This window comes from Streptomyces sp. NPDC088147, from assembly GCF_044741565.1.
GTDB lineage: Bacteria > Actinomycetota > Actinomycetes > Streptomycetales > Streptomycetaceae > Streptomyces.
This window is the reverse complement of the sequence record NZ_JBIUSY010000011.1, coordinates 302,562-316,780: the sequence shown is the minus strand read 5'-3', so window position 1 is coordinate 316,780 and position 14,219 is coordinate 302,562. Positions and strand designations below refer to the sequence as shown.

15 protein-coding genes are annotated in these 14,219 nt (G+C 73.1%); 8 read left to right on the top strand and 7 right to left on the bottom strand.

Going from position 1 to position 14,219, the window contains the following annotated elements:
- Positions 1 to 49: 49 nt before the first annotated feature.
- Complete coding sequence (locus tag ACIOGX_RS34220; RefSeq protein WP_401918570.1) at positions 50 to 1,267, bottom strand: ROK family protein; 1,218 nt, start codon at positions 1,265 to 1,267, stop codon at positions 50 to 52.
- A 117-nt stretch (positions 1,268 to 1,384) separates the two neighbouring features.
- Here ACIOGX_RS34220 and ACIOGX_RS34215 point away from each other — a divergent pair, with 117 nt between their 5' ends.
- From ACIOGX_RS34215 to ACIOGX_RS34200, 4 genes are all read left to right on the top strand, one after another.
- The gene (locus ACIOGX_RS34215; protein ID WP_401918568.1) at positions 1,385 to 2,656 is read left to right on the top strand and encodes an MFS transporter; all 1,272 of its coding nucleotides are present in this window, start codon (positions 1,385 to 1,387) and stop codon (positions 2,654 to 2,656) included.
- Between the two features lie 94 nt (positions 2,657 to 2,750).
- Positions 2,751 to 3,098 carry an SCO4225 family membrane protein gene (locus ACIOGX_RS34210; protein WP_356516451.1) on the top strand — a complete coding sequence of 116 codons (348 nt, stop codon included), beginning with the start codon at positions 2,751 to 2,753 and terminating at the stop codon, positions 3,096 to 3,098.
- 23 nt (positions 3,099 to 3,121) lie between these two features.
- Entirely contained in the window at positions 3,122 to 3,868 is a 747-nt protein-coding gene (locus tag ACIOGX_RS34205; protein ID WP_356516449.1) for a maleylpyruvate isomerase family mycothiol-dependent enzyme, read from the top strand.
- A gap of 108 nt (positions 3,869 to 3,976) precedes the next feature.
- On the top strand, positions 3,977 to 4,306 hold the full coding sequence (locus ACIOGX_RS34200; RefSeq protein WP_356516447.1) for a DUF6332 family protein: 330 nt from the start codon (positions 3,977 to 3,979) through the stop codon (positions 4,304 to 4,306).
- Here the strand turns inward: ACIOGX_RS34200 and ACIOGX_RS34195 are convergent.
- The 3 genes from ACIOGX_RS34195 to ACIOGX_RS34185 all read right to left on the bottom strand — a co-directional run bounded on the left by ACIOGX_RS34195 (position 4,267) and on the right by ACIOGX_RS34185 (position 7,217).
- Positions 4,267 to 4,932 (bottom strand): response regulator transcription factor, encoded by a 666-nt coding sequence (locus ACIOGX_RS34195; protein WP_129768271.1) that lies wholly within the window; start codon positions 4,930 to 4,932, stop codon positions 4,267 to 4,269. The genes ACIOGX_RS34200 and ACIOGX_RS34195 overlap by 40 nt on opposite strands.
- Positions 4,933 to 5,068: 136 nt before the next feature.
- Entirely contained in the window at positions 5,069 to 6,412 is a 1,344-nt protein-coding gene (locus tag ACIOGX_RS34190) for a sensor histidine kinase (protein ID WP_401918564.1), read from the bottom strand.
- Between the two features lie 100 nt (positions 6,413 to 6,512).
- Positions 6,513 to 7,217: a TetR/AcrR family transcriptional regulator gene (locus tag ACIOGX_RS34185; protein WP_356516443.1), complete on the bottom strand. Its 705-nt coding sequence runs from the start codon at positions 7,215 to 7,217 to the stop codon at positions 6,513 to 6,515.
- A 209-nt stretch (positions 7,218 to 7,426) separates the two neighbouring features.
- Between ACIOGX_RS34185 and ACIOGX_RS34180 the strand changes: the two genes are divergently transcribed.
- The gene (locus tag ACIOGX_RS34180) at positions 7,427 to 7,831 is read left to right on the top strand and encodes a nitroreductase/quinone reductase family protein (RefSeq protein WP_401918633.1); all 405 of its coding nucleotides are present in this window, start codon (positions 7,427 to 7,429) and stop codon (positions 7,829 to 7,831) included.
- Between the two features lie 151 nt (positions 7,832 to 7,982).
- On the opposite strand, the gene ACIOGX_RS34175 is transcribed toward ACIOGX_RS34180, so the two are convergent.
- Positions 7,983 to 9,290 carry a geranylgeranyl reductase family protein gene (locus tag ACIOGX_RS34175; RefSeq protein WP_401918562.1) on the bottom strand — a complete coding sequence of 436 codons (1,308 nt, stop codon included), beginning with the start codon at positions 9,288 to 9,290 and terminating at the stop codon, positions 7,983 to 7,985.
- A 150-nt stretch (positions 9,291 to 9,440) separates the two neighbouring features.
- On the opposite strand from ACIOGX_RS34175, the gene ACIOGX_RS34170 reads away from it, so the two are divergent.
- On the top strand, positions 9,441 to 10,805 hold the full coding sequence (locus ACIOGX_RS34170; protein ID WP_356516439.1) for a dipeptidase: 1,365 nt from the start codon (positions 9,441 to 9,443) through the stop codon (positions 10,803 to 10,805).
- Between the two features lie 112 nt (positions 10,806 to 10,917).
- Here ACIOGX_RS34170 and ACIOGX_RS34165 read toward each other — a convergent pair whose 3' ends face one another.
- Positions 10,918 to 12,009 carry an NUDIX domain-containing protein gene (locus ACIOGX_RS34165; RefSeq protein ID WP_401918631.1) on the bottom strand — a complete coding sequence of 364 codons (1,092 nt, stop codon included), beginning with the start codon at positions 12,007 to 12,009 and terminating at the stop codon, positions 10,918 to 10,920.
- Positions 12,010 to 12,243: 234 nt separating this feature from the next.
- Here ACIOGX_RS34165 and ACIOGX_RS34160 point away from each other — a divergent pair, with 234 nt between their 5' ends.
- On the top strand, positions 12,244 to 12,432 hold the full coding sequence (locus ACIOGX_RS34160) for a hypothetical protein (protein ID WP_356516437.1): 189 nt from the start codon (positions 12,244 to 12,246) through the stop codon (positions 12,430 to 12,432).
- Between the two features lie 23 nt (positions 12,433 to 12,455).
- Positions 12,456 to 12,950 carry a hypothetical protein gene (locus tag ACIOGX_RS34155; RefSeq protein ID WP_401918559.1) on the top strand — a complete coding sequence of 165 codons (495 nt, stop codon included), beginning with the start codon at positions 12,456 to 12,458 and terminating at the stop codon, positions 12,948 to 12,950.
- Between the two features lie 79 nt (positions 12,951 to 13,029).
- On the opposite strand, the gene ACIOGX_RS34150 is transcribed toward ACIOGX_RS34155, so the two are convergent.
- Positions 13,030 to 13,989, bottom strand: coding sequence for an ROK family protein (locus ACIOGX_RS34150; RefSeq protein ID WP_356516433.1), 960 nt, complete (start codon positions 13,987 to 13,989; stop codon positions 13,030 to 13,032).
- Between the last annotated feature and the right edge of the window lie 230 nt (positions 13,990 to 14,219).

Here is a 14,219-nt window from a genome sequence, read left to right as displayed (position 1 = left end):
CCGGCGAGGGCGCCGCTTCCCGAACCACCCGAACGGCCTACGGTCAGCGTCAGGGGGCCAGCGCGCCGAGCGGATCGTCCAGTACCGGCTGCCACGCCACCTCGGCCGCGCCCACCAGGCTGTTGTGGTCGAGAGTGCAGTGCAGGATGGGTACGCCGCCGCTGCGGCCCCACAGGCTGCGGTCCGCGACGACGGCGCGCAGCCGTTCCGGGTCGGCGTCGAGCAGTTCCCGGTGGAGGCCGCCCAGGATGATGCGGTCGGGGTTGAGGATATTGACCAGCCCCGCGAGCCCGAGCCCCAGCCGGTCGATCAGTTCCTCGGTGGCTCGTCGTACGGCGGGGTCCGCGTGCTCCGTGCGGAGCAGGTCGCGGGCCTGCTGGAGCAGTGAGACCTCCGGGCCGGGGGCGCGGCCGGCCGCGGTCAGGAAGGCGAGCGGGTCGGCCTCGACATCGAGACAGCCCTTGCTGCCGCAATAGCAGGGGCGGCCCTCGGGGTTGACCGTGAGATGGCCGACTTCCAGGGCGAGGCCCGCACTGCCGGTGTGCAGCCTGCCGTCGAGCACCAGCGCGCCGCCCACCCCCCGGTGTCCGGTCGCGACACAGAGCAGATGCTGGGCGCCGCGCCCCGCGCCGTGCCGGTGCTCGGCGAGCGCGGCGAGATTGACGTCGTTGCCGGTGAACGCGGGGCCCTCGATGCCCGCCGCGCGTACCCGCTCGGCGAAGATCTCCCGCACCGGCGCCCCGGCGGGCCAGGCGAGATGCAGGGGGTTGAGCGCCGTGCCCTCCGGCTCGGCGACGGCCGACGGTACGGCGAGGCCCGCGCCGACGCAGCGCAGCCCGGTGGTCCGCAGCAGCCCCGCCCCGGCCTCGACGACCTCGCCGAGGATCTGCGCCGGATCCGCGGTGACCGTACCGCGCACGGGAGCGGTGGCGACGATCCGGCCGCCGAGCCCGACCAACGCGGCCCGGAAGCCGTCCGCGTGGACCTGCGCGGCGAACGCGACGGGCCCCGTGTCGTCGACGGACAGCCGGTGCGAGGGCCTGCCCTGGGAACCGGCGCCGGCGCCGGGACGTGAGTCGACCCGGATCAGACCGAGGGCCTCCAGCTCCGCGGCGACCGCGCCCGCGGTGGCGCGGGTGACCCCCAGCTCCGCGGTCAGCACCGCGCGGGTGGGCGCACGGCCGGTGTGCACCAGTTCCAGTGCCGGACCGAGTGCGCCGCGGCCTCTCTCCAGCCTCGTCCGGGCGGTCGTCCCCTTGCCGTTCATGGGGGCGAGTCTCCCATGATCCGCGCCCCGTGCCGACGGTCCGTCGAGCACTGCCGACGGCTCGCGGGGCGCCACCGGCGGCTTGTGAGCACGGGCCACGGCCCCTATGCTCACTTTGTGCCGCACCTAAACAAAGTAAGGACGGTCCTCTCGGGAGGGCGCGACGGAGAACCCGGTTCCCGGTCCTCGCTGTCCCGCCTCCGCATCGCACTGACCGTGTTCTTCGCCCTCGACGGTTTCATGTTCGCCGGCTGGGTGGTCCGCATCCCGGCCATCAAGGAGCAGACCGGGGCCTCGGCGAGCGCCCTCGGACTCGCGCTGCTCGGCGTCTCCGCGGGCGCCGTCGTGACGATGGTGTTCACCGGCCGGCTCTGCCGGCGCTTCGGCGGCCATCCGGTGACGGTGGTGTGTGCCGTACTGCTCTCGCTGAGTATCGTGCTGCCGCCGCAGACGCACTCGGCCCTGACGCTCGGGCTGGTGCTGCTGGTCTTCGGCGCCGCGTACGGCGGGCTGAACGTCGCGATGAACAGCGCGGCCGTCGATCTCGTGGCCGCCCTGCGGCGCCCGGTCATCTCCAGCTTCCACGCCGCGTTCAGCCTCGGCGGCATGATCGGGGCGGGTCTGGGCGGGCTGGTCGCGGGCGGCCTCTCCCCCGCGGTCCATCTCTCGCTCCTGACCGGCACCGGTCTGCTCGTCACCGCCGTCACCGGCCCCGCCCTGCTCCGGCACCCCGCGCCCGTCCCCGAGGGCACGGAGCGGGAGCGCGAGCCGGAGGAGACCGTGAAGCGGACGGCGGCCGTACCGCGGCGGCCCGACGGACGCACCCGGCGCCTGGTCCTCCTCTTCGGTGTGATCGCCCTGTGCACGGCCTACGGCGAGGGCGCGATGGCCGACTGGAGCGCGCTCCATCTCACCCAGGACCTGGGCGCCACCCCCGGTCTGGCGGCGGCCGGTTACTCGCTCTTCGCCCTCGCCATGACGGCGGGTCGGCTGTCCGGTACGGCTCTGCTGGAGCGCCTCGGCCAGACCCGCGCCCTGGTCGCGGGCGGCGTCACGGCCGCGCTCGGCATGCTGGTCGGCGCTCTCGCGCCGAGCGCCTCGCTGGCTCTGGCCGGGTTCGCCGTGGCCGGTCTCGGCCTCGCCAACATCTTCCCCGTGGCCATCGGCCGCGCGGGGGCGCTGGCGGGGCCCGGCGGGGTCGCCGCCGCCTCGACGCTGGGGTACGGCGGGATGCTGCTGGGGCCGCCCGCGATCGGTTTTCTCGCCGACTGGTTCACGCTGCCTCTCGCGCTGACCACGGTGGCCCTGCTGGCGGGCGCCGCCGCGCTCATCGGCTACTCCGCGCGGAACGCGTCGGCGGACCCCGCGGAGTCCGCGCGGCCGGCCTGAGTGGGCACGACCGACGGATGAGTAGCCGTACTCAGGCACATCCGTTCGGACCGAACCACCCTGGAGGGACCACCACTTCAGGGGAGACAGAGCAATGAACTCAGGACGGCTGACCGGACTCGCGCGGCTGACCTTCGGCAATCGCGCGTCGCAGGTCTATCTCGGCCTGGTCGCCGCGGTGACGGTGTTCGTCGCGGTCGACACCCTCTTCGTACAGCACCAGGACGCCTCGTTCGCCGGGGTGTGGCTGTTCTTCCTCGCCGCGCCGGCCATCTTCGCGTTCTTCGTCGGCGGCGGGCTGATCGGCGACGCGGTCGCGGAGTCCGCCGGCTTCCTCTATCCGGCGCTGGTGCTCTCGGTGCTGATCCAGGCGGCGGCCATCGGGGCGTTCGTACGGCTGCTCCGTCACACGCAGGGGTCGGCGCACCCCCACGGGGCCTGACGCCGACTGGCACAATGCGGGGCGTGGAGACCGCCGAACACCTCATCTGCCTCGCCCGCGACGGCCGTTCACTGGCCGACGCGGCGGCCGAGGCCGGTACGGACGCGCCGGTGCCGACCTGCCCCGACTGGCGGATCCGCGATCTGCTGCGGCACGCGGGCACCGTCCACCGCTGGGCGACGGGCTTCGTGGCCAACGGGCAGCTCACCCCCCGACGCCCCGACGCCGAGCCCGATCTCGACGGGGACGCGCTCGTCGCGTGGTACCGGGAAGCACACGCTCTGCTGGTCGCCGCGCTGGCCGAAGCGCCCGCCGGACTGACCTGCTGGACCTTCCTGCCCGCGCCCGCACCGCTCGCGTTCTGGGCCCGGCGGCAGGCGCACGAGACGGCGGTCCACCGCGTGGACGCGCACTCCGCGCTCGGGCCTGTCCGGGACACGGTGGCCCCTCCGCTGGGCACCGGCCTGGCGGCGGACGGCATCGACGAGCTGCTCACCGGCTTCCACGGCCGCGAACGCAGCCGGGTACGGTCCGACGCACCGCGGGTGCTGCGCGTACGGACGACGGACACGGACGACGTCTGGACGGTACGGATCTCCGCCGGGCCTCCGCGTACCGAACGCACCGCGGAGGGCCCCGCGGACTGCGAAATGGCCGGTCCCGCCGAGCGGCTCTATCTGGCGCTCTGGAACCGGCTGCCGCTGGACGCCGTCACCCTCACCGGCGATCCGGGAACCGCCCGGCTCTGGCGCGAGAGATCCGCCGTCTGACCGCGCCCCGTCCCCGGGTGGCGTCTTGCCCCGTGCCCCGGGTGGCGTCTTGCCCCGTGCCCCGGGTGGCGCCTTGCCCCGTGCCATGGGCGAGGTCAGACTCGGACCATGGGGAAGCGGATCGCGGGGACCACGCGCAGTGACGCCGAACGGGACGCCATCACGGTCGAGATCGGCTTCGCCGTACTGACGGGTGCGTTCGCGGCGGCGCTGGTGTACGGCGTCATCGCGGGACCCGCGTGGTACTTCGACCTGCCCGACGCGCTCCGGAGCGTCGCCGCCGTCGCCGCGTGTCTCGCGTTCGTGGCGCGCGTCGTCCAGGTCCTGTGGCGGTTCCCGCGTCCCGGCCGGGGTCTGACGGGGCACCTCCCGGGACGGCGACCGGAGACGCCGGCCGGTCAGCCGAGCCAGCCCGGCCGTACCAGCCCCGACTCATAGGCGAGGACGACCAGTTGGGCCCGGTCGCGGGCGCCCAGCTTCACCATCGTCCTGCTGACATGCGTCTTGGCCGTGAGCGGGCTGACGACCAGCCTGCGGGCGATCTCCTCGTTGGAGAGTCCGATCCCGACCAGGGCCATCACCTCCCGCTCCCGCTCGGTGAGCACCGCCAGTTCCGCGAGGCCCGTCGGCGCCTTGGAGCGGGACGCGAACTCCGCGATGAGCCGACGGGTGACCCCGGGGGACAGCAGCGCGTCCCCCTCCACCACCGCCCGCACCGCGCGCAGCAGTTCCTCCGGTTCGGTGTCCTTGACGAGAAAGCCGGAGGCGCCGGAGCGGATCGCCTCGAAGACGTACTCGTCGAGTTCGAAGGTGGTGAGCATGACCACCTTCACCTGGTCGAGCCGGCCGTCCTCGGTGATCCCTCGGGTCGCGGCGAGCCCGTCGAGCAGCGGCATCCTGATGTCCATCAGCACCACGTCGGGGCTCAGTTCACGCACCCGGCGCAGCGCCTCCTCGCCGTCCGCCGCCTCGCCCGCGACCTCGATGTCCGGCTGGGCGGCGAGCAGCGCGCGGAAGCCGGCGCGTACGAGCGACTGGTCGTCGGCGAGCAGTACACGGATCACGGTGTCTCCTTGGCGTTCGGGCCCTGCTCAGGCCCTGGGTGTGCAAGCCCGGCTCAGGCCCTGGGTGTGCAAGCCGGGATCAGGTCCTGGGTGTTCCGGCCCTGGCGTGTGCGGGCCGTTTCCGGACTCCGGGTGTTCAGTCTCCGGGGCGCAGCGGGAGCGTGGCCCGTACGCGGAAACCGCCGTCCGGACGCGGGCCGGCCTCGATCGTGCCACCGAGCGCGGCGGCGCGCTCGCGCATGCCGACCAGACCGTTGCCGCCGCCCCCCGTGTCGCCGCCGGTGGCCGGGCCCGCGTCGTCGATACGCAGCTCCAGCAGCTCGGGAGCGTAACCGAGGCCGATCTCGGCCGTACGGGACCCGGAGTGGCGCACCACGTTGGTCAGCGCCTCCTGGATGATCCGGAAGGCGGCCAGATCGATTCCGGGCGGCAGCGCGGCCCGTTCCCCGTCCCGTCGGATGTCGACGGCCAGTCCGGCGCTCGCGGCCTGTTCGACCAGCTCGGGCAGCCGGTCGAGGCCCGGGGCGGGGGCGCGCGGGGCGTCGCCGGGTGTTCTGAGGGTGTCGAGGACCTGCCGTACCTCGCCGAGCGCCTCCTTGCTCGCCGCCTTGATCGTGGTGAGCGCGGTGCGGGCCTGCTCGGGGTCGGAGTCGAGCAGGGCCAGCCCCACTCCCGCCTGGACGTTGATGACCGAGACGGAGTGGGCCAGTACGTCGTGCAGCTCTCGGGCGATCCGCAGCCGCTCCTCGTTCTCGCGGCGCTTCTTGGCCACCGCACGCTCGGCGCCCTCCCTGGCCCACTGCTCACGGCGTACCCGTACGAGTTCGGAGGCCGCGCAGAGGGCGAGCACGAAGGCCGCGATGACGAGTTGTTCTCCCCAGGGCGCGGGCCGGTCGTGGGCCGGGGGCAGCCAGCGGTAGAGCCAGTGCACGATCAGCAGATGTCCCGCCCAGAGCGTGCCGACCGCCCACCAGGCCGCCTGCCGGTGACCCGTGACGATCGCGGCGAAGCAGGCGAGCGCGACGGTGACGAGGACAGGGCCGTACGGATAGCCGGCGGCGAAGTAGACGAGCGCGGTCGCCCAGACGCCGAAGACAACGACGACGGGGTGTTTCCGGCGGAACAGCAGCAGCGCGGGACCGGCGAGCAGCAGCAGCCGCGCGTAGACGTCCAGGGGCTGCCGATCGGGCTGGTCGGCGGCGGCGAAGGCGGTCCCCACCAGGACGAAGGCGGCCAGGAACAGGGTGGACCGCCAGGGCAGCCGGCCTCTCCTTCCGCCGGGGCGGCGGCCGGGGCGGCGTGCCCCGGGCAGCCGGGACGGCGGTCCGTCCTGCCCCCGGGGAGGCCCGTCGTACGGCCAGTGGCCGATGCCGCGCGCCCAGGGAGGACCGGCGCGCCGGCAGTGGGGGCCGTCGGCGTCCTGGCCCCCGGCCCGGCCCCCGTCCCGCCACCGGCCCCGGCGGCTGTGCTGCTCTTCCATAGCGGTCACGCTAAACCGGCGGCGCGCTCCGGGCGTCAGCCGGGCGAGGTGATCACGCGTACTCCCGGAGGAGTACGGGACGCCTCGGCGGACCGGCCCTTCAGGGCGTACCGCCGCGCTCCATCAGCCCGACCTCGTGCGCGAGGCGCCGGGCGGCGTGGGTGAACAGTTCGCCGCGGGCCTCGACCACGCCGTTGAACTGGCCGAAGACCTCGAAGGAGACCAGCCCGAAGAGCTGGGCCCAGGCCGCGATGAGCGCGGCCGCCACCTCCGGGGGAAGGCCGGGCGCCAGTTGGGCCGCGAGCCGCCGGGCCTCCGGGCGCAGCTCGTCCGAGAGCGGCGGAAGGGCGATGCCGTCCGCGCGGTGGGCGTCGGCGGCGATGGAGATCAGCGCCAGCCCGACCCGGGACGCGGGCTCGACCGTCAGCTGGGGTGCCTGATAACCGGGCACGGGCGACCCGTAGATCAGTGCGTACTCATGCGGATGGGCCAGGGCCCAGGCACGTACCGCCACGCAGACGGCGGTCCAGCGCGCGGGAGGATCGGCGGGGCCCGCGTCGGCGAGGGCCCGTTCGGCGGCGGAACCGACCGCGTTGTAGGCGTCGATGATCAGCGCGGTCAGCAGCTCGTCGCGGCTGGGGAAGTACCGGTAGAGGGCGGACGAGACCATGCCCAGTTCGCGGGCGACGGCGCGCAGTGAGAGCTTCGCCGCGCCCTCGGCCGCGAGCTGTCTGCGCGCCTCGTCCTTGATGGCCGCCGTGACTTCGGTGCGGGCCCGTTCCCTGGCTCCCCGGATGGTCGTCATTCGGAGCAGTGTAATGCGTTCGGAGCACCGACCAAAAGAGAGAGCACTGCTCTTGCTTCAGAGCACCAAGCCGGTGCACACTGCTCTCAAGCGAGAGCAGTGCTCTCTCAACGCTCTCGCGCTCTCAACGCCCTCGTCCCACACCCTGGAGATTCACCGTGTCGCAGTCGCAGTCGCACTACCTCAAGGCCAGCCCGTTCACCGTCCGGATGAACGGGCTCATCGGCCGGCTCGCCCGGCACGGCGTGAGCCTCCTCGGCTCGGCCGAACTGTCCGTACGCGGTCGCACGAGCGGCCGGACGCAGCGCATCCCCGTCAACCCGCACACCTACCGGGGCGAGCAGTACCTGGTCTCCGCCCGCGGCCACTCGCAGTGGGTACGCAACATGCGCGCCGCGGGCACCGGTGAGCTGCGCGTCGGCCGCAAGGTCCGGGCGTTCACCGCGACGGAGATCCCCGACAGCGAGAAGCTCCCGATCCTGCGCTCCTATCTGGAGCGCTGGGGCTGGGAGGTCAACCAGTACTTCCAGGGGGTCACCGCGAAGTCCTCCGACGCGGAGATCATCGCGGCGGCCCCCGACCACCCGGTCTTCCTGATCAGCACGGATTCCTGATCAGGACGCCCCCGGGCCCAAGCGCTCAGGCCCAGACGCTCAGGGCCAGACGCTCAGCGCCCGTCACTCAGGGCCAGACGCGTAGGGCCCGTCACTCAGGGCCAGACGCGTTGTGCCAGTCACTCAGGGCCAGACGCGCAGGGCCCGTCGCTCACTCCCGGGCGCCCGCCTCCGGCGCACCCGTCACGCCCGCCGCACCGGGCTCCGGCGTCTCGGCGTCCGGCGTCCCGGCCTCACTCGGCTGCTGCCTGCGGTCCAGCAGATCCAGCGCGCGGCGGGCCAGCGGATGGGTCCGTACGGCACCGGCCAGTGTGGTCGAACCGCGGGTGATGTCCGCGAACATGTTCCACGCCGGGCGCAGCCCCGTGATCGCCGCGTGCAGCAGTCCCGGCCTGCGCTCGAAGATGGCCAGCATCCGCCGGCCGACGCCCATCTCCACACCGAGCCCGGCCTTGATGGCGAACGCGTAGTTCAGCGCCTGGCGGCGGGCGTCCACGGCGTCGTGCGACTCCGAGATCCGTACCGCCCACTCCCCCGCGAGCCGCCCGGAACGCAGGGCGAAGGAAATCCCCTCCCTGGTCCACGGTTCGAGGAGGCCCGCCGCGTCCCCGCACACCAGCACCCGGCCGCGCGACAGCGGCGAGTCCTCGCTGCGGCACCGGGTCAGATGCCCGGACGAGACCGCCGGTTCGAAGCCGGCGAGCCCGAGCCGGGCGATGAAGTCCTCCAGGTAGCGCTTGGTCGCGGCGCCCTCACCACGCGCCGAGATCACGCCGACGGTGAGCGTGTCGCCCTTGGGGAACACCCATCCGTAACTCCCGGGCAGCGGGCCCCAGTCGATGAGCACCCGCCCCGCCCAGTCCTCGGCGACCGTCGGCGGTACCGGGATCTCGGCCTCGAGCCCCAGATCCACCTGGTCCAGCTTCACCCCGACATGGGCGCCTATCCGGCTGGCACTGCCGTCCGCGCCGACCACGGCCCGCGCCAGCACCGTCTCGCCGTCAGCCAGGACGACGGCGACCGTACGCCGGTCGGGCACGGCCGGGCCGTGCTGCTCGACGCGCGAGACCGTCACGCCGGTACGGAGCACCGCGCCCGCCTTCTGCGCGTGCTCCACCAGACTCGCGTCGAACTCCGGGCGGTTGATGAGCCCGAAGAGCATGCGCTTGGAGCGGCGGGTACGGGCGAGCTTGCCGTTCAGGGAGAAGGTCACCGCGTGCACGCGGTCCCGGAACGGCAACTCGAAGCCCGGGGGCAGTGAGTCGCGCGAGGGCCCGATGATCCCGCCCCCACAGGTCTTGTAGCGGGGCAACTCGGCTTTCTCCACCAGCAGCACCTGACGGCCCGCGACCGCCGCCGCGTATGCCGCGGAGGCCCCCGCCGGCCCTGCGCCGACCACGACGACATCCCACACCCGCTCGTCGTGCTCGCTTCCGGCATCTGCGTTCTCGCTGCTCACGATGTGCTTCTGCTCCTGATCCGACCGGTGGCCCCTGCTGTCGAACGGCATCCTACGGCGCTGGCTCGGTGAACCCGCTGTGGGAGGATCGGCAGAGACTTCGACGTAACACCCGACTGAGACAACGTCGTACCCACCAGGAGCGTGCCCATGACCGCGAATCCGATCGCCGAGACCGTAGCGTCGCTGATGCCCCGTGCCCGCACGGAGCTCGCGGAGCTGGTGTCCTTCCGGTCGGTGGCGGATCCCGCGGTGTTCCCCAGGAGCGAGTGCGAGGCCGCCGCGCGCTGGGTCGCCGACGCGCTGCGGACGGAGGGGTTCCAGGATGTCTCGACACTCGACACTCCTGACGGCACCCAGTCCGTCTACGGCCTGCTGGCGGGCCCCGAGGGCGCGCCCACGGTGCTGCTCTACGCCCACTACGACGTGCAGCCGCCGCTGGACGAGGACGCCTGGGTGTCACCGCCCTTCGAGCTGACCGAGCGCGACGGCCGCTGGTACGGACGCGGGGCCGCCGACTGCAAGGGCGGCTTCCTGATGCATCTGCTGGCCCTGCGGGCGCTCAAGGCGAACGGCGGGGTGCCGGTGAACGTCAAGGTGATCGTGGAGGGTTCGGAGGAGCAGGGCACCGGCGGTCTCGAACGGTACGCGGAGGCCCACCCCGAGCTGCTGGCCGCCGACGCCGTCGTCGTCGGCGACACCGGTAACTTCCAGCTGGGCCTGCCGACGGTCACGGCCACACTGCGCGGGATGACGATGGTCCGCGTCTCCGTCGACACCCTCGAAGGCAACCTGCACTCGGGACAGTTCGGCGGGGCGGCCCCCGACGCGCTCGCCGCCCTCATCAGGGTGCTCGACTCGCTGCGCGCCGAGGACGGCTCCACCACCGTGGACGGGCTGCCCTCGGACGCCGTCTGGGACGGACTGGCCTACGGCGAGGCAGACTTCCGCAAGGACGCCAAGGTGCTCGACGGTGTCGGTCTGATCGGCGAGGGCACGGTCGCCGACCGCATCTGGGCCCGCCCGGCCGTGACCGTCCTGGGCATCGACTGCCCGCCCGTGGTGGGCGCCACCCCGTCGATCCAGGCGAGCGCGCGGGCGACGGTCAGTCTGCGGGTGCCGCCGGGCCAGGACGCCGCCGAGGCGACCGAACTGCTCGTCTCCCACATCGAGAAGCACACGCCGTGGGGTGCGCGGGTCGCGGTGGAACAGATCGGCCAGGGCCAGCCGTTCCGCGCGGACACCTCCAGCCCCGCGTACACCGCGATGGCCGACGCGATGCGCGTGGCGTACCCCGGCCAGGAGATGCAGGCCTCCGGAATGGGCGGCTCCATCCCGCTCTGCAACACCCTGGCCGAGCTGTATCCGAAGGCGGAGATCCTGCTGATCGGACTGAGCGAGCCGGAGGCGCAGATCCACGCGGTGAACGAGAGCGTGTCCCCCGAGGAGTTGGAGCGCCTGTCGGTCTCCGAGGCCCTGTTCCTGGTCAACTACGCGCGGTCCAAGAAGGGCTGACGGCGCTTGAGGGGGCCAGGGGCCGGGACCCGTTCCGGAGCGGACCCGGAACGCCCGCTGCGCCGCCCCGGAACGGACCCCGGAGCGGCCTGAGGGCCCTGTGGGCGCGTCGTCAGCCCACGGGGATCCCGTCCTCCAGGTTGAGTACGGTCCCGCGCTCCCTGGCCCGCAGAGCCCAGCGCAGCCGGGCGTAACGGGCGGGCGGCAGCAGCCGCCCGGCCTCCTCCTCGCCGACGAAGCGCCAGCCCCGCAGCTCGGGCCCCGGCAGCAGCAGTTGTCCCGCGAGGTGCGCGGGGAGCAGACCGCCGTCGAAGAGCAGCCGCAGTCCGCCGTACCCCGGCGGTCTCGGCGGTTCCCAGTCGACGACCAGCAGTCCGGGCACATCGGTGAGTTCGATGCCTATCTCCTCGGCGACCTCGCGCATCCCGGCGCGGGCGGGCGCCTCACCGGCCTCCACCACGCCGCCGGGGAACTCCCAGCCGGGCTTGTACGTGGGATCGACGAGAAGGACGCGGTCCTGCTCGTCGAAGAGCAGGACGCCCGCCGCGACGGTCTCGGCGGTCGGCTCGGGTGTCTGCACGATCTCGCAGAGGCCCGCCGTGCCGGTCCGTACCGCTTCCGCGACGCAGACGGCGGTCTCGCGCGCCGTGAGACCGGTGTTGTCGATCACCAGGGCGTCGCCGGTGAGCCAGCCGAGCGCCGCGCGGTAGGGCTCGATGTACGCGTCGCCCCCGCGCCGGAGGCGCTCGCCCACTCCATGCCCGCCCGGGTCGTCCGCGCGCGGCTCGCCCGACTCACGGGCCTCGTGGGCCACATGGGCCTCGCGAGCCTCACGGGCCGCGATCCTTCCGCGCAGGATCGTTTCATCTGTGGTGAGCAATACGTGCCGTACGGGGATACGACGCGAGGCGAGCCCGCCGAAGATCTCGTCCCGGTACTCCTGGCGCAGCAGCGTCATCGGCACGACGAGCGCCCCGCCCACCTCGGCCAGCAGCGCGGCGGCCGTATCGACCACCAGGCGCCGCCAGATCGGCAGGTCCTGGAAGTCGGTCACCTCGGCGAGCCGCTTCTGCGGCAGCAGTTCGGCCAGCGTCCCGCCGATCAGCTCGGGTTCGTACAGCGTGCAGTTCGGGATCAGGTCGATCAGTTCGCGTGCGGTGCTGGACTTGCCCGCTCCGAACGCACCGTTGATCCAGACGACGATCACGGTTCCCCCTCTTCCGTAGCCCTCAGTGGACTGCCCGCAACACCCTGCCCCGGAAACCCCTGGGCAGACCGGCGAGCCCGCACCGGCCGACCGGTCGTGTCCGAGCTGTGTCCGGATCGAGGTCGTCCCGAGGCCCCGCGCGCGTCTCCTGTACGGACCGATGTCCCCGCCGGGCCGTAACACAACCCCGAGGCACGTCGTTGAGAGCTCGACAGAGCAAGGGGGTAACCAATGCGCCGGACGGTGCTGGAGAAGTTTCCCGCGGGAGGACCGCGCGGCAGTTGGCCCGCGGAGGAGTTCGCGCGGGCACGGCGGGACGAGGGCACACCGGCCGAGGTCGTGATGGATCTCGACTCGGACGTCTTCCTCGTCGTCGTACCGCACCAGGCGACCGACTCGGGCTCCTGCGGCGCCAAGTGACGCGTACGCGCCGGAGAACCGGCATGACCGGAGCCCTGCCCGCGCCCGCCCCGCCTCCGCCCGCCCCCGGACCGTCCGCGTCCGCGCCGCCCGCGCCCACCCCGCTTCCGCACGCCCCGCTTCCGCACGCGCCACTTCCGCACGCCCCGCGGCCGTGTGCCCGGCGGTGGGCGCTGACTCTCGCGCTCGCGGGCCTCGCCGTATCGCTGAGCGCCACTCCCGCGGCGGCCGACAGCAGCGCCTGCACCCACCACTTCTCGGGACCGCAGATCTGTATCAGGCTGGAGGGGCAGGGCGGCAGGAACGCGGTCACCGGGATCTGGACCAATCCGCCGAGGGCGGTCACGTCCCGCACCGTGTTCCTGTTCAGGAACGGACAGCTCATCGATCGGGCGACGGCCATCCGTTCCGGCAAGGCGCTGACGCACAGTTGGCCCGCCGAGGACGCGGGTAACGACACCGAGTTGTGTGTGAAGTTCCGGGGCAGCCAGCGCATGGCCTGCCAGACGACCCGCTGAGCGCTCTCCCTGGGCCCGTCGTCGAAGGAGCGTCGCCGGAACAGGCGGGACGTCGAAGACCGGCCCGGGAGCCCGGCGTTCAGCCGCCGACCGCGGCGGCCGTCCCGTCCCGTCCGCCGAGCGCGGCGGCGGCCGCCGCGCCCACCAGCCCCGCGTCCCGCCCGGTCAGCGCCGGGGCGATCTTGATGCCCTGGACGAAGGAGAGCGAGGCGTAGTCCTGGAGCGCGCGGCGCAGCGGTGCGAAGAGCACCTCTCCGGCGTTCGCCACTCCGCCGCCGATGACCGCGATACGGATCTCGACCAGTGTGGCGGTCGCGGCGATCCCGGCGGCCAGTGCCTGGGCGGCCCGCTCGAAGGAGGCGATCGCCACCGGATGCCCGGCCCGTGCCGCGGCGGCCACGGCGGCGGCGGAGGTGTCACCGTCGGGTCCCGGCTCCCAGCCGCCCTCCAGCGCCCTGCGGGCGATATTGGGGCCGCTGGCGATACGTTCCACACAGCCCCGGCCGCCGCACGGGCACAGATCACCGTCCAGCTCCACACTGATGTGGCCGATGTGTCCGGCGTTGCCGGTGGGCCCCGGGTGGAGCTTCCCGTTCAGGACGAGACCGCCGCCGACCCCCGTGGAGACGACCATGCACAGCGCGTTGTCATAGCCGCGGGCGGCGCCCTGCCAGTGTTCCGCGGCGGTGATGGCGACACCGTCCCCGACGAGCGTCACCGGCAGCCCGCCGGTGACCAGCCGCACCCGTTCCACCAGGGGAAAGCCGCGCCAGCCCGCGACGTTCACCGGGCTGACCGTGCCGGCCGAGGCGTCCACGGGGCCGGCGCTGCCGATACCCATCGCCGTGGCCGACGCCCAGAGCGGGGACGCGGACACCTCGGCCAGGACCGCCTCGACGGCGCGCATCACCGTCTCGCCGTCCTCCCGCGCGGGTGTGGGCCGTTGTGCCCGTACGAGGATCCTGCCGTTGCCGTCCACCAGCGCGCCGGCGATCTTGGTGCCGCCGATGTCGAGTGAGGCAACGGGGTCGGTATGCATCGGTGTGGGATCTCCCGGCGATGAGGTATCCCCGCGTAGACCGGGGACGGACGGAACAGCGGCTTCGATGAACAGTCTCCATTCCCCTGACAACGTTGTCCAGGGCCTATGCTCGACGCCACAGCCGTGGCAGGCAAACCCACGGCAAAGCGACCGGCGAATGAACGCCGGAACACCGACGGAACGACGACAGGACAGCGCACTGTGGCCGACAACACCCGCCGCCCCGA